The 20,767-nt window shown below is 65.8% G+C and carries 22 protein-coding genes; 13 read left to right on the top strand and 9 right to left on the bottom strand.

Going from position 1 to position 20,767, the window contains the following annotated elements; genetic code table 11:
* The first annotated feature begins 156 nt into the window (after positions 1-156).
* From H7H34_RS19220 to H7H34_RS19200, 5 genes are all read left to right on the top strand, one after another.
* The gene (locus H7H34_RS19220) at positions 157-627 is read left to right on the top strand and encodes a MarR family winged helix-turn-helix transcriptional regulator (RefSeq protein ID WP_067218507.1); all 471 of its coding nucleotides are present in this window, start codon (positions 157-159) and stop codon (positions 625-627) included.
* 254 nt (positions 628-881) lie between these two features.
* Positions 882-1,823: a DMT family transporter gene (locus H7H34_RS19215; RefSeq protein ID WP_185926135.1), complete on the top strand. Its 942-nt coding sequence runs from the start codon at positions 882-884 to the stop codon at positions 1,821-1,823.
* 84 nt (positions 1,824-1,907) lie between these two features.
* The gene (locus H7H34_RS19210; RefSeq protein ID WP_209006260.1) at positions 1,908-3,041 is read left to right on the top strand and encodes a LacI family DNA-binding transcriptional regulator; all 1,134 of its coding nucleotides are present in this window, start codon (positions 1,908-1,910) and stop codon (positions 3,039-3,041) included.
* Positions 3,042-3,084: 43 nt separating this feature from the next.
* On the top strand, positions 3,085-4,053 hold the full coding sequence (locus H7H34_RS19205; RefSeq protein WP_185926134.1) for a 2-hydroxyacid dehydrogenase: 969 nt from the start codon (positions 3,085-3,087) through the stop codon (positions 4,051-4,053).
* A gap of 149 nt (positions 4,054-4,202) precedes the next feature.
* Positions 4,203-4,643, top strand: a complete 441-nt coding sequence (locus H7H34_RS19200) for an AprI/Inh family metalloprotease inhibitor (protein WP_097176032.1) — start codon at positions 4,203-4,205, stop codon at positions 4,641-4,643.
* Between the two features lie 16 nt (positions 4,644-4,659).
* Here the strand turns inward: H7H34_RS19200 and H7H34_RS19195 are convergent, their stop codons facing one another.
* A complete protein-coding gene (locus tag H7H34_RS19195) occupies positions 4,660-5,838 on the bottom strand; it encodes a pyridoxal phosphate-dependent aminotransferase (RefSeq protein ID WP_185926133.1) in 1,179 nt (392 codons plus the stop codon).
* Positions 5,839-5,994: 156 nt separating this feature from the next.
* Here H7H34_RS19195 and H7H34_RS23780 point away from each other — a divergent pair, with 156 nt between their 5' ends.
* From H7H34_RS23780 to H7H34_RS19170, 5 genes are all read left to right on the top strand, one after another.
* Complete coding sequence (locus H7H34_RS23780) at positions 5,995-6,453, top strand: methylated-DNA--[protein]-cysteine S-methyltransferase (protein WP_185926132.1); 459 nt, start codon at positions 5,995-5,997, stop codon at positions 6,451-6,453.
* Between the two features lie 143 nt (positions 6,454-6,596).
* Positions 6,597-7,682: a CobW family GTP-binding protein gene (locus H7H34_RS19185; RefSeq protein WP_185926131.1), complete on the top strand. Its 1,086-nt coding sequence runs from the start codon at positions 6,597-6,599 to the stop codon at positions 7,680-7,682.
* 5 nt (positions 7,683-7,687) lie between these two features.
* Positions 7,688-8,662 (top strand): WD40 repeat domain-containing protein, encoded by a 975-nt coding sequence (locus tag H7H34_RS19180; protein ID WP_185926130.1) that lies wholly within the window; start codon positions 7,688-7,690, stop codon positions 8,660-8,662.
* Between the two features lie 25 nt (positions 8,663-8,687).
* Entirely contained in the window at positions 8,688-9,185 is a 498-nt protein-coding gene (locus H7H34_RS19175; RefSeq protein WP_185926129.1) for a DUF2937 family protein, read from the top strand.
* Positions 9,186-9,218: 33 nt separating this feature from the next.
* A complete protein-coding gene (locus tag H7H34_RS19170; protein ID WP_120269676.1) occupies positions 9,219-10,127 on the top strand; it encodes a LysR family transcriptional regulator in 909 nt (302 codons plus the stop codon).
* A gap of 33 nt (positions 10,128-10,160) precedes the next feature.
* Here the strand turns inward: H7H34_RS19170 and H7H34_RS19165 are convergent, their stop codons facing one another.
* Positions 10,161-11,237, bottom strand: a complete 1,077-nt coding sequence (locus H7H34_RS19165; RefSeq protein ID WP_185926128.1) for a Leu/Phe/Val dehydrogenase — start codon at positions 11,235-11,237, stop codon at positions 10,161-10,163.
* Between the two features lie 359 nt (positions 11,238-11,596).
* Here H7H34_RS19165 and H7H34_RS19160 point away from each other — a divergent pair, with 359 nt between their 5' ends.
* Together H7H34_RS19160 and H7H34_RS19155 are read left to right on the top strand one after the other, a co-directional pair.
* Positions 11,597-12,247: a DUF1007 family protein gene (locus H7H34_RS19160; protein ID WP_185926127.1), complete on the top strand. Its 651-nt coding sequence runs from the start codon at positions 11,597-11,599 to the stop codon at positions 12,245-12,247.
* Positions 12,248-12,269: 22 nt separating this feature from the next.
* On the top strand, positions 12,270-13,394 hold the full coding sequence (locus H7H34_RS19155; RefSeq protein ID WP_209006258.1) for a nickel/cobalt transporter: 1,125 nt from the start codon (positions 12,270-12,272) through the stop codon (positions 13,392-13,394).
* 7 nt (positions 13,395-13,401) lie between these two features.
* Here H7H34_RS19155 and H7H34_RS19150 read toward each other — a convergent pair whose 3' ends face one another.
* The 5 genes from H7H34_RS19150 to H7H34_RS19130 form a co-directional block, all read right to left on the bottom strand.
* Positions 13,402-14,346, bottom strand: a complete 945-nt coding sequence (locus H7H34_RS19150; protein WP_185926125.1) for a DMT family transporter — start codon at positions 14,344-14,346, stop codon at positions 13,402-13,404.
* 147 nt (positions 14,347-14,493) lie between these two features.
* Entirely contained in the window at positions 14,494-14,892 is a 399-nt protein-coding gene (locus tag H7H34_RS19145) for a nitrile hydratase accessory protein (protein ID WP_120269672.1), read from the bottom strand.
* Positions 14,879-15,538 (bottom strand): nitrile hydratase subunit beta, encoded by a 660-nt coding sequence (gene nthB / locus H7H34_RS19140; protein ID WP_185926124.1) that lies wholly within the window; start codon positions 15,536-15,538, stop codon positions 14,879-14,881. The genes H7H34_RS19145 and nthB overlap by 14 nt, the downstream gene beginning before the upstream one ends.
* Positions 15,535-16,215: a nitrile hydratase subunit alpha gene (gene nthA / locus H7H34_RS19135; protein ID WP_185926123.1), complete on the bottom strand. Its 681-nt coding sequence runs from the start codon at positions 16,213-16,215 to the stop codon at positions 15,535-15,537. The genes nthB and nthA overlap by 4 nt, the downstream gene beginning before the upstream one ends.
* 43 nt (positions 16,216-16,258) lie before the next feature.
* Entirely contained in the window at positions 16,259-17,020 is a 762-nt protein-coding gene (locus H7H34_RS19130; RefSeq protein ID WP_185926122.1) for a gamma-glutamyl-gamma-aminobutyrate hydrolase family protein, read from the bottom strand.
* A gap of 402 nt (positions 17,021-17,422) precedes the next feature.
* Here H7H34_RS19130 and H7H34_RS19125 point away from each other — a divergent pair, with 402 nt between their 5' ends.
* The gene (locus H7H34_RS19125) at positions 17,423-18,517 is read left to right on the top strand and encodes a TRAP transporter substrate-binding protein (RefSeq protein WP_120269668.1); all 1,095 of its coding nucleotides are present in this window, start codon (positions 17,423-17,425) and stop codon (positions 18,515-18,517) included.
* Between the two features lie 190 nt (positions 18,518-18,707).
* Here the strand turns inward: H7H34_RS19125 and H7H34_RS19120 are convergent, their stop codons facing one another.
* Together H7H34_RS19120 and H7H34_RS19115 are read right to left on the bottom strand one after the other, a co-directional pair.
* On the bottom strand, positions 18,708-20,099 hold the full coding sequence (locus H7H34_RS19120) for a TRAP transporter large permease (RefSeq protein WP_120269667.1): 1,392 nt from the start codon (positions 20,097-20,099) through the stop codon (positions 18,708-18,710).
* A complete protein-coding gene (locus H7H34_RS19115; protein WP_120269666.1) occupies positions 20,099-20,671 on the bottom strand; it encodes a TRAP transporter small permease subunit in 573 nt (190 codons plus the stop codon). Before H7H34_RS19115 ends, H7H34_RS19120 begins: the two co-directional genes overlap by 1 nt.
* Between the last annotated feature and the right edge of the window lie 96 nt (positions 20,672-20,767).

Raw genomic sequence — 20,767 nt, 5'->3', positions numbered from 1 at the left:
CGATTTCGCCGTGACGGCGAATCCCTTTTGATTCCTTGCCGTTCCGGACGCATTATGCGTGGCAGGACATCATGTCCGGGGATTGGCTGTGAAGCGTGGACGCGATTTTCGTTCGCTGTCATCAAGCTTTCATTTGCCGGCATTAGAAGGCGGGACATGGCGTTCAATTACAAAAAGAGCGTGACGTTTCGCCTGGCTCAAACGGCCAAGGCCCATCGTTCGCGCGCAGGCATCCACCTCTCCCGGATCGGGCTTCATCCGGGTCAGGAAGCCGTGCTCAAGGTCCTGTCGGAAGATGACGGCCAGACCATGAGCCAGCTCGCGGCTGTACTTTCGGTGCAGCCGCCGACCATCACCAAGATGGTGACCCGCCTTTCGGCGCAGGGCTTCCTGCGCCGCGCGGCCTCCGAAACCGACGGGCGCCTTGCCCGGGTCTTTCTCACCGACGAGGGCCGGGCGCTGGTCGAGACCGTCGACCGCTCCTGGAAGCGGCTGGAGCGCGAGGCGCTTGCAGGTCTCGACGAGAAGGACCGAAAGAAGCTGCGCAAGCTTCTGCGTCAGGTCGAGAAGAACCTCGGATCGCGGACCGTCGATGAGGTCGATCTCGAGGTCGATGACGCCGAGTAGGCCGGTCTTTCGACTGTTTTTCGAAGAATTTGCGGAGCGCTCCCCGGTGCGCTTCGCGTCTCTGCGCGTTCGCCCTGCGCAGGGCGGTGGTCCGGGTTGCTCCCAGCGCATAGCCGGTGTGCATTTCCGCGACATGACAAGTCGCAACATTCCCTGATCTACTCTAATTAATAGGACAAATGCACGATTCCGGTCGTGACCGATGGAGTGCGTCGACCTGCCGACGCCTGTCGGCAGACGAGTGAGGGTAGATCTTGGATTCCCTGCAACGGGCTGTCAGCGGCTGGCGCCAGCTCATTCCGGAGCGTTTCGTCGGCATTGCGCTGATCTGTTTCGCGTTCCTGTGCTTTTCCTGCCTCGATACGACAGCGAAGTATCTCGGCCAGTATCTGCCGACCGAGCAGGTCGTGTGGATGCGGTTCATGACGCATATCTTCTACGGCATCTTGCTGTTCCGTCTCTGGCGTACGCCGCAGGTGCTGCACACGCGCCGCTGGGGGCTGCAGATCCTGCGTGCGCTCTGCCTGCTGGGGTCGACGGCGTTCAACTTCTTCGCGATCCGCTACATGCAGCTGGCCGAAACGGTCTCGATCATGTTCGCGACGCCCTTCGTCGTGACTGCTCTGGCAGGGCCGCTGCTCAACGAGTGGGCCGGGATGCGCCGCTGGATGGCGATCATCGTCGGCTTCATCGGCATTCTGGTCGTCACCCGGCCGGGATTTGGAGAGATGCACTGGGCAGCGCTTCTCTCGGTCTGCTCGATGCTCTGCTATGCGATCTACGTGCTGACCACGCGGATGCTGACGCAGACGGATTCACCGGTCGGAATGCTGATGATCTCGGCAATCGTCGCAGCCACCGCGATAGCGCCTTTTGGCATTTCCGCCTGGCAGATGCCGTCCAGTGCCTGGCATTGGGTGCTGCTGCTGGCGACCGGCGCGCTGGGCGGTATCGGCCATTTCGCGCTGATCCGTGCGCATGTGCTGGCGCCCGCCCCGGTGCTGGCGCCTTTCATGTATACGCAGATCCTGTGGATGGTGGCGCTCGGCTATCTGGTCTTCGCCGACGTTCCGACCGTCTACACGGTGATTGGCGCGGCCATCGTCACTGCCTCGGGTCTCTACATCCTCTACCGCGAGCGCAAGATCTCGCATGCCGAGGTGGCGGCCGAGGCTGCATCGCAGGGACGGGGGTAGGTTCGCCTTGTGTGCCATGGTGCGATGGGCGATCTTTCAATCGATTAGGGTCGCGGACACGCGATCCGGCGCGAGGGGCGCATCGTGAGCGACAGATCTTCCCCGAACCGGGGTCGTCCCGAAAGGCCCGCGGGCGAGGCTGGATCCGGCCTTTCCGAAGGCCCGTCCGCGCGCGGATCCTCGCGCAGCGCCCATCGCCGCATCACTCTCGGCGACATGGCCGCCGAACTTCAGGTCTCGACGGCGACCGTGTCGCTTGCCTTGCGCAACTCGCCGCTGGTCGCCGCTGAAACGCGCGAGCGGATCAAGGCGCATGCGCGCAGCGTCGGGTACATCTACAACCGGTCGGCGGCTGCCTTGCGTACGGCACGCTCGAACATGGTCGGCATTGCCGTCCACGATATCCTCAATCCCTATTTCGCCGAGATTTTCCGGGCGCTGGAGGACGAGCTGGGGCGGGAACAGCAGGTCGTCCTGATCTGCAATCACCGCGACGACGTGCGGCGCCAGCGCAGTTTTGTCGATAGCCTCTTGCAACACCGCATAGATGGCCTGCTTCTGTGCGCCTCGGTCGACACGACCGCGGAGGAAATCAATCAGCTGGTCGAGACCGGCATTCCCGTGACGCTGATCTGCCGGGACGTGGACGGCGCGCGCGCGCCGGTGGTGCGCGGCGATGACGTTGCCGGAGGGCGGATGCTGACCGAGCACCTGATCGCGCAGGGGCACCAACACATCGCCATGGTCGGCGGCAGGCGCCGCAGTTCGGCCGGACGCGACCGCAATCTCGGCTGGCGCCAGGCACTGGAAGCGGCCGGCCTCGACCCGGCCGCCCAGGTCGACATCCCCGAACTGATGACGCAAGCGGATGGGCGCCAGGCCGTGCCGGCGCTGCTTGCTGCAAATCCGCGACCGACGGCCGTCTTCGGCTTCAACGATCTTATTTCCTTCGGGCTGATCGATGCATTGAAGCGCACCGGGGTGGCGCCGGGGGACGGCATGGCCGTGGGCGGCTATGACGATACCGACGGGGCTGCGGGCGGCTCGCCGTCTTTGACGTCCGTCTGCAACAATCCAGAGCGCATCGGCCGCGAGGCGGCGGAACTGATCCTGCGCCAGATCGGCGGAGAAACGGTCAGCGACGAGCGTCGCATGATCGCGCCGTCCCTCAACATCCGCGAGAGCACTCCGCCGCCGGGAGGCGGTCAAACGGGGTGACGATCCGCAACATTTCATTCGATCTGAAAGGGAGAGAGACATAATGGCCTTGGCTGAAATCCTGATGCTCGGGCGCATGCTGCCGCTGGTGGAGACGAGCCTGGACGAGCAGTTCACCGTCCACCGCGCGACGGCTGCGGATGTGGCCGCGTTGCCGGCCGATCTCTGCGCAAGGGTGCAGGCGGTGGCGGGTGGTCCGCATATCCCGGTCAATGCCGCACTTATCGACCGCCTGCCGTCGCTGGAGATCGTTGCCAATTTCGGCGTCGGCTACGATTCCGTCGATGCGCGCTACTGCGCGACGAAGGGGATCTGCGTCACCAACACGCCTGATGTGTTGAGCGAGGAAGTCGCCGATACCGCGATGGGCTTGCTGCTGATGGCAGCGCGCGAGTTGCCGGCCGCCGAGCGCTACCTGCGCGCCGGCCAGTGGGTGGCCAAGGGACCGTTCCCGCTGACCCGCGCGACGCTGCGTGGCCGCAAGCTCGGCATTCTCGGTCTCGGCCGTATCGGCAAGGCGATTGCAAGGCGCGCAGAGGCCTTCGGTCTCGAGATCCACTATCATGGACGCTCCCGCCAGCCGGACGTCGCCTATCGCTATCACGAGACGCTGCTGGGCATGGCCGAGGCCTGCGACACGCTGATGGTGGTGGCGCCGGGCGGGGCCTCCACCAAGGGCATCGTCAATGCCGAGGTGCTGCAGGCGCTGGGGCCGGAGGGCATCGTCGTGAATGTCGGCCGCGGAACGGTGATCGACGAGCCGGCGCTGGTGAAGGCCTTGCAGGACGGGACGATCCTGTCCGCCGGTCTCGATGTCTTCGAGGACGAGCCGCGGGTGCCGCAGGCGCTCATCGACTTGGAGCACGTGGTCCTGCTCCCGCATGTCGGGTCGGCGTCGCAGCACACCCGCAACGCGATGGGCCAGCTCGTCGTCGACAACCTGTTGTCCTGGTTCCAGAACGGGAAGCCGGTCACACCGGTTGCCGAGACGCCTTTCGTGCGAAAGGTCTGAACAAGCTTAACGAAGCGTTAATGGGTTCAGCCGATCCTGTTCCGATTGCAGTTGGATGACGATGTTACGAGCGGTTGAGGTCGTTCCTTCGTCGTCCGCTGCCGGACCGGGGTGCGCATCGCGCGCCTTGCAGGAGCAGGAACGGGATCATGGCGCTTCACATGCAACGGATCGGCGTTCTCGTCGCCGTCACGCTGTTCTCGCTGGTGTTCTTCGGCACCGGCTTCACGGGCGCTCAGCCGGTCGAGGCGCGCGTCGCAGGTCACTGGCAGCTCATCGACGAGGTGTCCGGGACGGTTTGCCGGCTGGATCTCAAGGCCGAGGTTGCCGGCGGCATCTTTCCGCAGGACGCGTTTCGCGCCGACATGAGCGCCTGCACAAGCCCGGCGGGCGGCGAGCTGCCGCAGCTGGGCTGGCGTGTGCCGCCGGAGGGCGGCATCGAGTTCGTGCTGGAAAACGGCAGCGTGCTTGCCGCCTTCGACGTCGGCGAGAGCGAGGGGCTTGCCTCGGTGGCGCCTGCCGGCGCTTTCCTGCTTCTCGTGCCCGAGCAGGCAATCGCGCTGTCGGCACTCATTCCGACAGCGCGCTGATCCGAAGCCCTAAAGCCTACTTGGCCTTGTTGGACAGGAACTCGCCCATGCGCTCCAGCGCGCGGGCGATGTTCTCTGCCGAATTGGCGTAGGACAGGCGGATATAACCTTCGCCGAGAATACCGAAATCCGGCCCGCCGATGGTGGCGACGCCGGTTTCCTCCAGCAGGGCGCTTGCCAAGGGCTTCGCCTTCCAGCCGGTCGCGGAGATGTTGGGGAAGGCGTAGAAGGCGCCCATCGGCGTGCGTGCGCTGACGCCGGGCAGGGCATTCAGACCGTCCACCACCAGCTTCCGGCGCTTGTCGAATTCCTGCATCATGTCGGCGACCGCATCTTGCGGGCCTTCCAGCGCGGCAAGACCGGCATATTGGGCGGGTGCGTTGACGCAGGACCAGCAGTTGACCGCGAGCTTGCGCGCCTTGTCGATCAGCGCTTGCGGCCAGACCGCATAGCCCATGCGCCAGCCGGTCATGGCATAAGTCTTGGACCAGCCGTCGAGCAGGATCAGCCGGTCGCGGATCGCCTCGAACTCCAGCAGCGAGGTGTGGACCGCCCCGTCATAGGTCATCTGGCCGTAGATCTCGTCCGACAGGATGGCGATGTCGGGACGTGCGGCAAGGCCGGCCACCAGCTTTTCGATCTCGGCGCGCGGCGTCACGCCGCCGGTCGGGTTGGCGGGCGAGTTGAGAATGATCAGGCGGGTATTCGACGTCAGCAGGCCGAGCGTTTCCTCTGCGGAGAAGGCGAAATCGTTCTCCTCGCGGATCGGCACCGGAACCGGCGTTGCGCCGGTGAACTCGATCATCGACCGGTAGATGGGGAAACCGGGATCCGGATAGAGGATCTCCGCACCCGGCTCGCCGAACATGAGGATCGCCATGAACATGGTGACCTTGCCGCCCGGCACGACGACGACCTTGTCGGGATCAACCGCAACGCCCGTGCGCTTCTCGATGTCCGCTGCAACGCCTTCGCGCAGGGGCAGGATACCGGTTGCCGGTGTGTAGCCGTGATGGCCGTCGCGGAGCGCCTTCACCGCCGCCTCGACAATGTGGTCGGGCGTGCGGAAATCGGGTTGGCCGATGCCGAGATTGATGATGTCCTTGCCGGTACGGGCAAGCTCGGTGGCGCGCGCCAGAACGGCGAAGGCGTTCTCCTCGCCGATCCTGTTGAAGCCTTCGATGGTTTTCAGCATGGTTCCTCCCGGGACCGGGCAGGCGATCTCGTCCGCACGGTGTGTCATGGTAGAGTCATTGAGGCCCTTGATATCGCGGGCTTACGCCCCTTGGAAGGGGACTGGTGTCCTGGGCCGCAAGGGGCATCTCCCCCTGCACTTTCCGGAGCGGTTGTTGTGAGCGACGTTGTGCATCTCGATACTCCCGTCGGACCGCTCGAGATCGAGGCGGCACACGATGCCATCGTGCGCGTCGGCTGGGGCCGCCGGCGCGATCCGTCTCCCACGCCGCTGCTGGAGGAGGCGCTCGACCAGCTGCGGCGCTATTTCGCCGGTGACCTGACGCGTTTCGACCTGCCTTTGGCGCCGGCCGGCAACGAGTTCCAGCAGTCGGTGTTTCGCGAGCTGCTGGCCATTCCCTACGGCGAAACGCGCACTTATGGCGACCTTGCCGCCCGGCTTTCCACCTTTGGCCAGCCCATCGGCCAGGCTTGCGGGGCCAACCCGATCCCGGTGATCATCCCCTGTCATCGGGTGCTGTCGGCCGGCGGCCTCGGCGGATATTCGGGGGAAGGAGGCAGCGAGACAAAGATCGCGCTGCTGAAGCTCGAGGGCGGCTTTCCGTTCCTGCTCTAGATCCCGGTGACCCGTCTCGCGCGCCACATTTTGCCAAGGCGCGGAAAATTCGGTACTGCGATGGGTAACGCACCCCATATTCACGGGAAAGCGCGGCAGGCGATCCACGCCGGGCCGCGCCCAAGTCAGATACAGGCAAGGCCATGACCCTATCCCAGGACAGCAAGATCCCCGTCACCGTGCTGACGGGCTATCTCGGCGCCGGCAAGACGACGCTGCTCAACCGCATCCTCAGCGAGAACCACGGCACCCGCTATGCGGTGATCGTCAACGAGTTCGGCGAGATCGGCATCGACAACGACCTGCTCGTCGAATCCGACGAGGAAATCTTCGAGATGAACAACGGCTGCATCTGCTGCACCGTTCGCGGCGACCTGATCCGCACCGTCGAGAACCTGATGAAGCGCCAGGGCAGCTTCGATGCCATCGTGGTCGAGACCACGGGCGTTGCCGATCCGGCGCCGGTCGCGCAGACCTTCTTCATGGACGAGGACGTGCGCGCCAAGGCCAAGCTCGATGCGGTGGTTGCCGTCGTCGACTGCCGTCACGTGCTGCAGCGGCTGGCCGACACCGACGAGGCCGAGGACCAGATCGCCTTCGCCGATGTGATCCTGCTCAACAAGACCGACCTGGTGACCGCCGATGAGCTGAAGGCCGTTGAGACGCGCATCCAGTCGATCAACCCCTATGCCAAGCGGATCCGCAGCGAGCGCTGCGCAGTGCCGCTGGACGAGGTGCTCAACCGCGGCGCCTTCGACCTGGAACGGATCCTGTCGCTGGATCCGCATTTCCTGGAAGAGGCCGAGCATACGCATGAGTGCGGGCCGGACTGCGACCATGACCACCATCACCACCACCATGACGGTCACGACCATCACCATCATGACCACGATCACGGCCATGATCACCACCATCACCACGACCACGACGCGCCGCATTCGGTGATGAGCGTATCGATGACCGCAGGTGAGCTCGACCCGCAGGTCTTCTTCCGCTGGATTGGTGACATGACCCAGGTCAACGGGCCGAACATCTTGCGGCTCAAGGGCATCATCGCCTTCAAGGACGACCCGCAGCGCTATGTGGTGCAGGGCGTCCACATGATCCTTGAGGGCGACCATCAGCGCGAGTGGAAGGACGGTGAGGTCCGCAACAGCCGCCTGGTGGTGATCGGCCGGGAACTCGACTTCGACGCGCTCGAGGTCGCGTTCAAGGCGTGCGAGGCCTGATCGGGATGGTCTCCGTTGCTCCGCTCGATCCGGGCGGTTTCGTCGTGGCGGCTGCCTTCCTTCGGGGGCAGCCGGCCTTCGCCTCCGGCGCCGGCGCCGTGCTTCTTCTCACCGATACAGGCGAGCGCCGCATCCCCGTCCATGACGGCGGGCTGCTCGTTGCCTGCCGCACGCTGGAGGGCGATGCGCTGTTGTCCGGCGGCGATGACGGGACGGTGCGGCGCCTTGGCGCCGACGGCACCGTCGAGACGCTCGCCGAGATGCCGCGCAAGTGGATCGACATGCTGGCGGCCGGTCCGCAGCGCGCGGTCGCCTATGGTGCAGGGCGCAGTGCATTCGTCCGCCAGGCCGACGGCACTGTGAAGGACTTCTCGCAGCCCCGCGCCGTCGGCGGGCTCGCCTTCGCCCCGAAGGGGTTGCGGCTGGCGATCGCCCGATACGACGGGGCGACCTTGCGCTTCGTCAACACGGCCGCAGCGCCCCAGCAGCTCGACTGGAAGGGCGCGCACAAGGACGTCACATTCTCGCCTGACGGCAAGTATCTGGTGACGACCATGCAGGAGAATGCGCTGCATGGCTGGCGGCTGTCCGACGGACAGGACATGCGGATGACCGGCTATCCCGGCAAGATCCGCTCGATGAGCTGGTCGGCGAAGGGGCGCTATCTCGCGACTTCCGGCGCCAATGCCGCCATCGTATGGCCGTTCTTCGGAAAGAGCGGGCCGATGGGACAGCAGCCCTTGCAGCTGGGAACCCGCGGCGACCAGATCGTCACGCGTGTCGCCTGCCATCCGGACGAGGAGGTGGTGGCTATCGGCTATCAGGACGGGTTGGTGCTGATGGCGCGCTTTTCGGATGGCGAAGAGGTGTTGTTGCGACGTCCGGGCGAGGGGGCGGTCAGCGCGCTTGCATGGAACGACGAAGGCACACAGCTGGCCTTCGGCACCGAAACCGGCGAGGCGGGGCTGATCTCGCTCTAGCAGGTCTCACAGGGAGGGACGGGGCATGATCGCTCGCACCATGGCACTGGCCGTCGCGATGCTCGGCGGCGTTACCACGTCCCAGCTCCCGGAGTTTGCCCAGCAATACCGCCAGCGGCTCGGCGGGGCCATCGATGCGCTCACCCAGGTGGTCGAGGAGTTTCGTGCCGATGCCGCCACCCATGGTCTCACGCCGGGCGAGGCCATCGACCGGCTGGAAAGCTCGTCCGACCGGCTGGTCGCAGCCCAGGGCGAGCGTGCACAGCGTGCGCTCGATCGCCTTGCGGGCCTGCAGCGGCAGCAGGAGGCCTTTCGCGAGGCCGGTCCCTTCGAGCGTCTCGTCGTGCTTGCCCGGGACCTCGATCCGCAAATCGCCAGCCGCGCCTTCGAGGATTTCGAGCCGGCGGTGCCGGTGACGATGGAAGGGGCGGTTACGGCCGCCGGCGGGTTCCTGACGGTGCTGTTCGGCGCGGGGTTATTCGGCAGGGCGACGCGGCGACTGCGTCGGCGGCGGGACGCCTGAGGCGCCTGCGCCGGTCGGGGGAAAGGGGAAGGCATGGACACGCTCAGCCGGATGCGCTGTTTCCTGAAGGTGGTCGACGCCGGCGGATTTTCGGCCGCCGCGCGCGAGCTGGGCCGCTCCAAGGCTCTCGTCTCGAAATATGTCGGCGAGCTGGAGGACGAGCTCGGGGCCCGGCTGCTCAACCGCACCACGCGCCAGATCTCGATGACCGAGGTCGGCCATGCCTTCTACAAGGAGGCGAGCGATATCCTGACCCGCATCGACGACCTCAAGGCCTCGATCCAGAACACGCATCAGGAAGCGCGCGGCACCTTGCGGATCTCCGCCCCGCGATCGATGGGCGATGACTTCCTCAACCCCGCGATCATGGCCTTTCTGGCGGCCGAGCCGCAGATTTCCGTGGATCTGCGGCTGGAGGACCGGTTCGTCGATCTGGTCGAGGAAGGGTTCGATGCGGCGATCCGTGTGGCGGAGCTGACCGATTCCAGTCTGATCGCCCGCAAGCTGGCGCCGTTTCGCGGCGTGGTCTGCGCCTCGCCGGAGGCCATCGCACGCTTCGGCCGACCGCTGCATCCGCAGGAACTGGCGAACCTTCCCTGCATCATCGACAACAATTACCGCTTCCGGAACAACTGGCAGTTCCAGGTGGAAGGCAACCGGATCAACGTGCCGGTGAAGGGACGTGTCGAGGTGAACAGCGCCGAGGCGGCGCGTGCTGCGGCCGTCGCCGGGTTGGGGTTCCTGCGCATCCCCTACATCTTCGTGCATCGGGATCTGGCGGAAGGACGCCTCGAGCCGATGCTGGAAGGTTTCCACCCGGAAGGGCAGGCGATCTATGTCGTCTACCCGCATCGGCGGCACCTTTCGGGCAAGGTGCGCGCCTTTGTTGATTTCCTCAGCGAGTGGTTCGCCGAGCGACGGCGGCAGGGCGAGGTCTGCTGATCCCGCGCCTGCCTCCAAGTCTGTTCCCGATACTCAGGCTGCGGCGAGCCGTTCCTCGGCCAGCGTGTCGGCCACCTTCTGCGTCGGCAGCGACAGGCGTTCGGCCCGCTCGAAGATGCGCGTCAGCGTGGCGTCGATGGCCTCGACCTTGCTCCGCACCAACGCGTCGTCGCCGCCCGGGGTGGCCAGCGCGATGGAGATCACCCCGCCCGCATTGATGGCATAGTCGGGTGCATAGAGGATGCCGCGTTCGCGCAGCGCTTCGTCGTGGCGTTCCTCGGCCAGCTGATTGTTGGCCGCGCCTGCGACGATGCCGGCACGGATCTGCGGGATCGTCTCGTCATTGAGGCCAGCTCCAAGCGCGCAGGGTGCAAAGACGTCGACATCGGCCGCGTGGGCGTTGTCGGCGGCCACCGCCTCGGCGCCGAGGCGGGCGACGGCTTCTTCCAGCGTCGGCTTGTGGATGTCGGCAAGCACAAGGCGGGCTCCGGCGCGGTGCAACTGTCCGGCGAGATCCATGCCGACATGGCCGAGCCCCTGGACGCAGACCCTGCGCCCCTCCAGGCTGTCCGAGCCGAAGCGGTGGCGCAGCGCCGCGCGGATACCGCAGAAGACGCCGAGCGCGGTGTAGGGCGAGGGATCACCCAGGCCGGTGGCGCGCGTACCGCGCACGTGATCCGTGCGCGTGGCGACGATCTCCATGTCGGGAGCAGAGATGCCGACATCCTCGGCGGTGATATAGGTGCCGCCCAGGCGGTCGACCTGGGTACCGAACGCGGCGAGCAGGTCCGGGGTCTTGGCGCTGCGGGCATCACCGATGATCACGGCCTTGCCGCCGCCGAGATCGAGACCGGCGAGTGCATTCTTGTAGGTCATGCCGCGCGACAGTCGCAGTGCGTCCGTCAGCGCCTCTGCACTGTTGGCATAGGCCCACATGCGGCAGCCGCCGAGTGCCGGGCCAAGGCGCGTATCGTGAACCGCGATGATGGTGAACAGGCCGCTTGCGCGGTCGTGACCGAAGACGACCTGCTCGTGGCCGCGAAATTCCGGATGATCGAACATGCCGTTCTGCACCGATTGAAGCTTGCGGCCGATCACTGGGGCATTCATGACGTCTCTCCTCCTGCCCTGTCGAGGCAGCATGCAACGGATGGCACGAAGGGGGCGCGGCCCCTGCAGGGCAGCACCGAGCCATGTGGCATCGCTCTTCTCTGGACAAGAAAAATATAGGTCGGTGAATTTGAAATTTCCGTCTTTTCTGTTCGAATAGATGTTTATTGATGCAGGAATATATCCTTTAGAGCGCGTATTTTCGAAAAATTTATCCTATTGAAAATGGGTCTTGCTGCCGATGAGAGCCTTCGGGGCATGGGCCAGCGAGTATGCCGGCTGAGACCGCCTGCCTTGCTGTTGCCGTGAAGTTTGCCAATATCGGCACCATGGATTCGAGGCTGGGAGAAATGCGTCGCATGTGGAAGACCGGATTGATTGCCGCCGCTTTGACGGCCGGCCTTGCCGGTGCGGCCCAGGCCCATCCGCATGTCTTCGTGGAAGCGCGGGCGGAGGTGGTGTTCGACGATGCCGGGCGCCTGTCGGCCGTGCGTCATGTCTGGAGCTTCGACGAGGCATTCACGGCCTTTGCCGTGCAGGGCCTCGACGAGAACGGCGATGGCGAGCTCTCCCGCGAGGAACTGCAGCCGCTGGCACAGGTCAATGTAGAGTCGCTTGCCGAGTACGAGTTCTTCACCTTCCTGCAGCAGGGCGACGCCGAGGTGGCGTTCGACCCGCCGAAGGAATACTGGCTCGACTTCTACGGTGGTCGGCTGACGCTGTTCTTCACGCTGCCGCTGCGCGAGGCGAGGGTGATGGACGCCTCCACCGTCGAACTCGATGTCTTCGATCCGAATTATTTCGTCGCCTTCGAGATGACCCAGGACACGCCCTTCGCGATGGTGGACGCGCCGCCGACCTGCACACTCGACTTCACGCCTCCGCCGCCGCTGGATCCGCAGACCGCGACGACGCTCGCCGCCATTCCCCAGACCGAGCGGGAACTGCCTTCCGATCTGGTGCAGATCACCGAGACCCTGTCGAACTCCGCAAGGATCGGCTGCAAGTGAGGCCCCGCCGATGAGGCATCCGATGACCCGTTCCGCCCCGCGCGTTCCGTCCTCGCTTCCTGTTTTTCTGGCGCTTGCCTGTCTCGTGGTCGTTGCCGCCACACCGGCGCTGGCTTCGCCTTCGCCCTTCGGCGTCGGCCTGGTTGAGCCGTCCGTCGCGCCTGGCGGGATCTTCTCCGGCTTCTTCGGCTGGATCGCCCAGCAGCAAAAGGCCTTCTATGCCTCGCTGACGACGGCGATCAAGGCGATGAAGGAAGACGGCAGCGCCGGCTGGTGGCTGATGGGACTGTCGTTTCTTTACGGCGTCTTCCATGCTGCTGGCCCCGGCCACGGCAAGGCGGTGATCTCGTCTTATGTGCTGGCAAACGGCGAGACCCTGCGGCGCGGCATCGCGCTGTCCTTCGCTTCCGCCTTCGCCCAGGCGGTGACGGCGGTGGTGCTGATCGGGATCGCCTCGGTGCTGCTGCGGATGACGTCGATCGCCATCACCGAGACCACTCGCTGGTTCGAGATCGGCTCCTACGCGGCCGTCGCCCTGCTTGGCGCCTTTCTGGTCTGGCGCAAGATCCTGAAGCCGATGCTGACGCCGCGCCGACCCGTCGCGCTGGGCGCGCAGGCGGTGGCAGCCTGCACGCATGATCACTCCCACGATCACGACCATCATCACCACGGTCACGGTCACGGTCATGGGCACGGGCATCACGATCACCATCACAGCCATGACCATGCGCAACACCATGACCACGCCCACGAGGCGGGCGAGGTTTGCGGCAGCTGCGGCCATGTGCATGCGCCGCCGCCGTCGATGCTGGCCGGCCGCTTCACGCTGGCCCGAGCCTGGTCGGTGATCCTGGCCATCGGCCTGCGGCCCTGCACGGGTGCGCTGGTGGTGCTGGTGTTTGCCATTTCGCAGGGGCTTGCGTTGGCGGGCGTTGCAGCGACCTTCGCCATGGCGGTGGGGACCGGTCTGACGGTCTCGGTGCTGGCGGTGCTTGCGGTGGTTGCCAAGGACGTGGCGCTGCGCAGCGTCGGCGGCCGTGCCGCCGCGCGTCTTCACGCCGGCATCGAGGGCTTTGCCGCTCTCGTCGTCTTCCTGCTGGGAACGTCTCTACTGGTCGCCGCGCTCGGCTGGGGCGGCACCGTCTGACGACAGATCAGGCCTTGCTGCCGACATTGGCCGGAGAGGCGCCAAGCGTTGCGGTTGCCTGTCTGCGCGCGGCCACTTGTTCGCGGTGGATGACATAAAGGCCGGAGCAGATCGTCAGCACGATGCCGAGCGAGGCCAGCGTGTCGGGCAGGTCGGCAAAGATCGCGAAGCCGATCAGCGTCGCGAAAGGAAGCTCCAGATATTGCATCGGCGCCAGCGTCGCGGCGGGGGCAAGCCGCAGCGACCATGTCATCAGTAGATGCGCCAGGGTCCCCACGACCCCGATGGCCCCCAGCAGCCAGATTTCCCGCCCGTCTACCGAAACGAAGCCGAGCCCGGGCATGCCTGCACCTGAAAAGACCAGCCAGGCGCTGCCGAGAATGGCTGTGGCGATGAGGCCGCTGACCGCCTGCAGGCTGATCGGGTCCGTCGCCTTGGCGATGCTGCGGGTGACCATCATGAACAGGGCGAAGGCGACTGCGACTCCAAGCGGGAGCAGGGCAGGGGCACCGACGGCGGCGTAGTTCGGCTGGATCACCAGCAAGGTGCCGACAAAGCCGACGACGCAGGCCATCAGCCGGTGAGGCCCGACTTCCTCTCCCAGCACAAAACGACCGAGCAGCAGCATCAGGAACGGCATGACGAAGGCGATGGCGATGGCGTCGGCTAGGGGCAGGAAGCGGAGCGAGGCAAACATCGCCGCGATGCCGAGAATGTGCAGGATGGTGCGCAGCACGGTCAGATGCAGCAGCCGCATGGGAATGCGCAGGCTGCCCCGCACAAGCCACACGACCGGGATCAGCAATGCCGCCTGCAGGGCGAAGCGCACGATCAGCAACTGGCCAAGCGGCACCGTCTCGCCGAGGATCTTGGCAAAGGCATCGCCCAGCGGGGCGAGAAGGCAGAAACCGGTCATGAGCAGCATGCCGCTCAGGGGCTTGTCCTGGGTCATTGTCGCACACTAGGCCCGGGCGCCGCGCAAGGGAAGCGTCCAGGTTGTATCGGGTTGCATCGGATCGGCAAAATTGTCAGTTGCCAGTCCTGACGCACCCCATGCGACTTGGCAAGAGGCCTGCAATTGATGCGGAGTGGAAGCCGTTCAGGCCGGCGGAACCGGGGAGCCGTCGCGGCCGAGTTCTATCGGCTCGCCATGCGGCGTGGCCGCCGCCGCCCGTAGCCAGGCGTCCTGCCTTGCGTCGATGCGCTCGACGGAGGTCAGCGCCTTGCGCGTGATCATGGTCTCCAGCGCCACAAGCCAGTGCTCATAGTAGTTGTCGCCGCAATCGGGATCGCCGCGCGACTGGGCGTCGCGGATCGCCTGCGACAGGGTTTCCGCCCACTCGGTCCAGGTGAAGACGCCGCGCCCATTCAGCTCCACGGCGAGCGCAAAGGCCCGCGCCTCCCAGGGCTCGCGGAAAACCGGCTCGCCGTCATGTTGGGGCAGGTTTTCCAGCGGCGGCAGCGGGGTCTGCCCGCCCGTTGTTTCAAAGGGCTTCAAGATAGGGCTCCCACAGGTCGATACGCACCTTGAGCGAAGGGTCGGTGCCTTCGCCCCACAACTCCGGTCCGTCGAAGACAACGCCGTAAAGCCAGGTCGGCTGCTCGCCGTCACCGGCGGAACTCGCGTCGGGGAAGACATGGACGCCGTGCACGGCCTCGATCACGCCGACGCGCCCGCGGCAATAGCGCGGGATGCGGGTGTGGCCGGTCGGGTGCATGTTGCGGGCCCGCACCCGGTCGCCGACGGCAAAGCCGGCAGGCATATCGCTCTCGCGCTCGCTCGGTCCGCCGCGGGCCAGCATGGCGGCGACGTCGCCGGCGGCCAGGACCCGCTTGACCGGCCGGGAAGGACGCAGACTGCGGCCGGCGGCGATCTCGTCGGCGCCGACAAGGTCGCGTTCGGCCAGCAGGCGCTCCAGTGCAGACAGCCAGATCTGATAGTAGCTCGAGGTCAGGTAGCGGCCCGGCTCCATGCTTTCCCGCGCGCGGCGGGACATGTCGATATTCCACTCGCCGGTCGCGCCCATGGCCAGGGTCAGGGCGAAGGCGCGCGGCTCCCAGTCCGCATGGAACAACGGCTTGACCGGTTCCGGCACCACGGCGCCGAACCCCATCATGCCTCCGAGGTCCTGTGCGCCGTTCATGCGTTCTGCTCCTGAAGCTCGGCCGGGGTCAGGGCGAGTCCGGTGCCGATCATGCTGTCGCGGGTGACGAGACGGGCGAGCTCCTCCTCGCTCCAGCCATCGGTGCCCTCCGGTCGCTGCGGCAGCACCAGGTAGCGGATCTCGGCGGTGGAATCCCAGACGCGGATCTCCTTGCCCTCCGGCAGGGTGACGCCGAAATCTGCCAGCACGCCGCGTGGATCGCGTACCGCCTTGGCGCGGTAGGGGGCGGACTTGTACCAGACCGGCGGCAGGCCGAGCACCGGCCACGGGTAGCAGGAGCACAGGGTGCAGACGACCATGTTGTGTTCGCTCGCGGTGTTCTCGACCGCCACCATGTGCTCGCCCTGACGGCCGACATAGCCGAGCGAGTGGATGGCGGCCGTGGCATCGCTCATCAGCCAGTCGTGGAACTGCGGGTCGCTCCAGGCCTTCGCTACGACGCGGGCGCCGTTGTGCGGTCCGACCTGCGTCTCGTAGGTCTCGATCAGCACGTCGAGGGCAGCCGGGTCGACATAACCTTTGTCGATCAGGATCGATTCCAAGGCGCGTACCCGGGCGTCGGTCTGCGACAGGTGCGAGCCGTGGTCGTGGTCATGATGGTGATCATGGTCGTGATCGTGGTGATGGTGACCGTGATGATCGTTGCCGCCTGACATGGTGATGGGCCTTTCTTTGTATCTTTGGTGCCGGTCGGCGTTGCTATTCGGCTGCCTGGCGCATGCTGCGGTTTTCTCGCAAGGCTGCGCCGAAGGCGGCGAACAGGCGCGAGGACGCGGCGTCGCTGCCGACCCAGTATTCCGGGTGCCATTGGGTGGCGAGGGCAAAGGAGGCCGCTCCGTCGATGGAGACCGCCTCGATGGTGCCGTCGTCGGCGGTGGCCTCGATGGTGAGACCGGGCGCCAGGCGCCCGATCGCCTGCCGGTGCAGGGAGTTGACGTCGATGCGGGCATCTCCGAGCACCGCCGCCAGCTTTCCGCCGGGAACGATCTCCACATGGTGGGCCAGGGCGAAGCGGGCATCCTGGCTCTCCGCCTCCGGGGCCCGGTGATCGCGGCGTCCGTCCATCTCCTGCACTTCGCTGACCAGCGTGCCGCCGAGCGCGACATTCAGCTCCTGCAGGCCGCGGCAGATGGCGAAGACCGGCAGGGCGCGGGCGATGGCGCGGCGGATCAGCGGAAGGGTGGTTGTGTCGCGGCGGTTGTCGAACGGGCCGTCCTTCTCCTGGGCCTCGGCGCCGTACAGGGTCGGATGGACGTTGGAGCGGGAGCCGGTCAACAGCACGCCGTCGACGCGGTCGAGCACCGCGTCCAGATCGATCGCGGGGCCCAGGGACGGCAGCAGCAGCGGCATGGCGCCCGCGCCCTGCACCAAGGCCTCCAGATAGGTCGATGGGGCGGCATGCCAGGCATAGCCGTCGAGTTCCTTCACGTCGCAGCTGACGAGAACAACGGGGGCGGACATTTGGGCTCCTGAAAAGCTCCGAGAAAGGGGCTGGCCGCGTGGGGCGCGACCTCAAGCCCGCAGAGCGACTGCAACCGGTCGCCGGTCATGTTTCGCGAGATTAGCGAAAGGCGCGCGCTTGTCCACCACCGCACACGCCTGTGGCACCCGGTTCCCCCTCCGCCGGGCCCGGCTCGGCCGCAGGTGGAGCGGGCTTTGCCAGGGGCTTGCCGGGCATGGTGAAAATTCGCGCAGTTGTATCGGCCGGCCTTGTGTCCCATAGGCATATGCGGTTTATATCGCTGTCAAAGTGCCTTTAGGAGAAGGGTACTTGGCAACGTCTGGCAACCCCGGTTGCCGACACGAGTTCGGGAAATCGGGCGAGGGACTCGACATCTCGACAAATCCCAAGGGAGGGACCGCATGGATCGCCGTTCATTCATCAAGAAGGCCGGCCTGGCCGGCGTTGGCGCCGGCGCAGCAACGCTCGCCGCTCCGGCCATCGCGCAGGGCAACCAGACCTGGCGCATGGTTACCACCTGGCCGAAGAACTTCCCGGGCCTAGGTGTCGGCGCGCAGCGTCTGGCCGATCGCATCACCGCAGCATCCGGCGGCCGTCTGACCATCCAGGTCTATTCGGCTGGCGAGCTGGTTCCGCCGCTCCAGTCGCTCGATGCGGTCATCGACGGTTCGGCCGAGATGAGCCATGGCGCTGCCTACTACTGGCAGAACAAGAGCCCGGCCCTGTCGTTCTTCACCGGCGTGCCCTACGGCATGACCTCGCGTGAGCTCACCGCGTGGGTGCGCTTCATGGGCGGCCAGGAGCTCTGGGACGAAATCTACGACCAGTTCGGCGTGCAGGGCTTCCTGTCCGGCGACACCGGCACCCAGGCGGGCGGCTGGTTCCGCAACGAGCTGACGAGCCTTGAGTCCGTCAAGGGCCTGCGTTTCCGTACGCCGGGCCTCGGCGGCCGTGTGTGGGAGAAGCTCGGCGCCACCGTCACCAACATGGCCGGCGGCGAGATTTTCCAGGCCCTGCAGTCCGGTACGCTGGATGCGGCCGAGTTCGTCGGTCCGTACAACGACCTGGCTCTCGGCTTCTATCAGGTGGCGAAGAACTACTACTTCCCGAGCTTCGTTGAGCCGGGCCTCGCCACCGAGCTGGTCGTCAACAAGTCCAAGTATCAGGCCCTGCCGGCCGACCTGCAGGCGATCGTCCGCGATGTCTGCCAGGCCGAGTACGACCAGGTTGCCTCGGACTTCTATGCCAACGACCCGCGTGCCCTGAAGACGCTCGTCGAAGAGCATGGCGTCAATGTCCGCCAGTTCCCGGACGACATCATGGAAGCCGGTGCCAAGGCTGCGATCGAGATCCTGACCAGCCTGCGCGATTCCGACGATGCTCTCGTCAAGAAGACGACCGAGAGCTTCATCGAGTCGCTCAACATCCTGCGCACCCGCACCGAGGGCACTGACGGCGCCTTCATCGAGGCGCGCAAGGCCTACTTCAAGATCTGATGCAACACGCCGGATGGGCCCGCCTGACGGCGGGTCCATCCGGAGCTTTTTGAGGCTTTTCGAAAGCCCGAAACGGAAAAACCCCGGCCTTGCGGCCGGGGTTTTTTGTTCGTCTCGAGGAGTTGCCCGGGACACCGCCTTGCGGACGGGGAAGGGATCGCCGCGCTGGGATGTGCGCGGCGACCGGTCCTCAGTTGTAGATCTGCTTGGGCAGCCAGGTTGCGATCTCCGGGAAGATGAACAGGATCGCGATGGCCAGCAGCTGCAGGCAGACGAAAGGCAGCACGCCCTTGTAGATCATCGCCGTCGACACCGAGTGCGGTGCAACGCCTCGCAGATAGAACAGTGCGAAGCCGAAGGGCGGCGTCAGGAACGAGGTCTGCAGGTTCACGCCGACGATGATGCCGAGCCAGACCGGGTCGACGTCCAGCGCCAGCAGGATCGGCGCGGTGATGGGGATCACGATGAAGATGATCTCGAACGTGTCGAGGATGAAGCCCAGCAGGAACATGATGAACATCACCACCGCCACGGCCGCCAGGGTGCCGCCGGGCAGGTTCGACAGGAACTCGTGCACCAGGTTGTCGCCGCCCATCAGGCGGAAGACGATGGAGAACACGGCAGCGCCGAACAGGATGATGAAGACCATGCAGGTGATGGTCGCCGTCGCGATCGCGGTTTCCCGCAGGATCGAGAAGGACAGGCGCCAGCGCAGGGCGGCGAGCACCAGCGCACCGACCGCGCCCACGGAAGCCGCTTCCGTCGGCGTTGCGACGCCGCCGAGGATCGAGCCGAGCACGGCCAGGATCAGCATCAACGGCGGCAGCAGCGCGGTGAGCACCTCGCGGAAGAGATGCGCTTTCTCCTCCTGCGGCACGGGCGTTGCCGGACAGGATTTGGGATCCACGATCGCCTTGAAGATCGTCCAGGACAGGTAGAGGCCGACCAGCAGCAGGCCCGGCAGCAGCGCGCCGGCGAACAGGTCGCCGACCGAGACCGGCGTGGGAGCGAAGTTGCCCTTCGACATCTGCACCTGGGCGTTGATGCCCGACAGCATGTCGCCCATGAAGATCAGCACGGTCGAGGGCGGGATGATCTGGCCGAGCGTGCCCGAGGCGCAGATGACGCCGGTGGCGAGGCGCGGGTCGTAATTGGCGCGCAGCATCGCCGGCAGCGAGATCAGGCCCATCGTCACGACGGTGGCACCGACGACGCCGGTGGAGGCGGCCAGCAGCGCGCCCACCACGATCACCGACATGCCGAGGCCGCCGCGCAGGTTGCCGAACAGCTTGCCCATGGTCAGCAGCAGCTGTTCGGCGATCTTCGAGCGCTCCAGCATGACGCCCATGAAGATGAACAGCGGCACGGCGACCAGGACCTCGTTGGTCATGTAGCCGATGTAGCGGTTGGCCAGGCTGCCGAGATTGGACGGGTCGAAGACGCCGAACCACATGCCGACGAGGCCGAACATCAGCGACACGCCGGAGAGCGTGAAGGCGACCGGGAAGCCGAGCAGCAGGAAGCCGATAATGCCGAAGAACATGAGCCCCGACAGGAGCTCGCCGATAAGAACGGGATCCATCAGGCCTCAGCCTCCCCAGTGGATGCGGCGACGCTTTCGTAGCGCAGATGCGGCGGCAGAAGGTCTTCCCGGTCGGCCAGAGCCAGGATCGCCCGGGCGGCCATGGCGATACCCTGCAGGGCCAGAAGCGCGGCGAAGGCGATGATGAAGGACTTCAGGATGAACAGTCCGGGCATGCCGCCGACATTGGCCGACGCCTCGTGCAGGCGCCAGGAGCGGGCGACGAAGGTCCAGCCGAAGTTGATCACCACATAGGTGAAGGGCAGCAGGAACAGGAAGACGCCGATCAGGTCCACCATCGCCTTGCGGCGAATGCTGGCGGGCCGGTAGAAGATGTCGACGCGGACATGGTCGTTGCGCAGCAGCGCGAATCCCGCAACGGCGGTGAACATGGCGCCGTTCAGCCAGACGTAAAGATCCTGCATCCAGACATAGCTGATCGCGAAGACATAGCGCTGCACCACGACGGTGAAGCAGACGGCGACGATGGCCAGCGAAAGCCAGGAAAACACATTCCCGACCAGCGCGTTGATACCGCTGATGATGCGGACGATCAGGGCAAGCGCACGCACGGGCTCACTCCCAATCGCGCGTTTGGCGGCGCGCGTTCTCGAGTTTCATCACAGACCTTCTCCGGTAGTTCCCCCAGCGGGGCGTCGACGTATTCG

This window comes from Stappia sp. 28M-7 (genome assembly GCF_014252955.1).
GTDB lineage: Bacteria > Pseudomonadota > Alphaproteobacteria > Rhizobiales > Stappiaceae > Stappia.
The sequence above is the reverse complement of the archived record's forward strand: the minus strand, read 5'-3'. Positions and strand labels throughout refer to the sequence as shown.

Excerpts from the sequence above, each read along its gene's own strand:
- H7H34_RS19130 (WP_185926122.1), bottom strand. The coding sequence starts at position 17,020 with ATGTCCGCCCCCGTTGTTCTCGTCAGCTGCGACGTGAAGGAACTCGAC.
- H7H34_RS19155 (WP_209006258.1), top strand. The coding sequence starts at position 12,270 with ATGACCCGTTCCGCCCCGCGCGTTCCGTCCTCGCTTCCTGTTTTTCTG.
- H7H34_RS19125 (WP_120269668.1), top strand. The coding sequence starts at position 17,423 with ATGGATCGCCGTTCATTCATCAAGAAGGCCGGCCTGGCCGGCGTTGGC.
- H7H34_RS19205 (WP_185926134.1), top strand. The coding sequence starts at position 3,085 with ATGGCCTTGGCTGAAATCCTGATGCTCGGGCGCATGCTGCCGCTGGTG.
- nthB (WP_185926124.1), bottom strand. The coding sequence starts at position 15,538 with ATGAACGGCGCACAGGACCTCGGAGGCATGATGGGGTTCGGCGCCGTG.
- H7H34_RS19185 (WP_185926131.1), top strand. The coding sequence starts at position 6,597 with ATGACCCTATCCCAGGACAGCAAGATCCCCGTCACCGTGCTGACGGGC.
- H7H34_RS19160 (WP_185926127.1), top strand. The coding sequence starts at position 11,597 with ATGTGGAAGACCGGATTGATTGCCGCCGCTTTGACGGCCGGCCTTGCC.
- H7H34_RS19165 (WP_185926128.1), bottom strand. The coding sequence starts at position 11,237 with ATGAATGCCCCAGTGATCGGCCGCAAGCTTCAATCGGTGCAGAACGGC.
- H7H34_RS19170 (WP_120269676.1), top strand. The coding sequence starts at position 9,219 with ATGGACACGCTCAGCCGGATGCGCTGTTTCCTGAAGGTGGTCGACGCC.
- H7H34_RS19180 (WP_185926130.1), top strand. The coding sequence starts at position 7,688 with ATGGTCTCCGTTGCTCCGCTCGATCCGGGCGGTTTCGTCGTGGCGGCT.
- H7H34_RS19120 (WP_120269667.1), bottom strand. The coding sequence starts at position 20,099 with ATGGATCCCGTTCTTATCGGCGAGCTCCTGTCGGGGCTCATGTTCTTC.
- H7H34_RS19150 (WP_185926125.1), bottom strand. The coding sequence starts at position 14,346 with ATGACCCAGGACAAGCCCCTGAGCGGCATGCTGCTCATGACCGGTTTC.
- H7H34_RS19195 (WP_185926133.1), bottom strand. The coding sequence starts at position 5,838 with ATGCTGAAAACCATCGAAGGCTTCAACAGGATCGGCGAGGAGAACGCC.
- nthA (WP_185926123.1), bottom strand. The coding sequence starts at position 16,215 with ATGTCAGGCGGCAACGATCATCACGGTCACCATCACCACGATCACGAC.
- H7H34_RS19200 (WP_097176032.1), top strand. The coding sequence starts at position 4,203 with ATGGCGCTTCACATGCAACGGATCGGCGTTCTCGTCGCCGTCACGCTG.
- H7H34_RS19220 (WP_067218507.1), top strand. The coding sequence starts at position 157 with ATGGCGTTCAATTACAAAAAGAGCGTGACGTTTCGCCTGGCTCAAACG.
- H7H34_RS19175 (WP_185926129.1), top strand. The coding sequence starts at position 8,688 with ATGATCGCTCGCACCATGGCACTGGCCGTCGCGATGCTCGGCGGCGTT.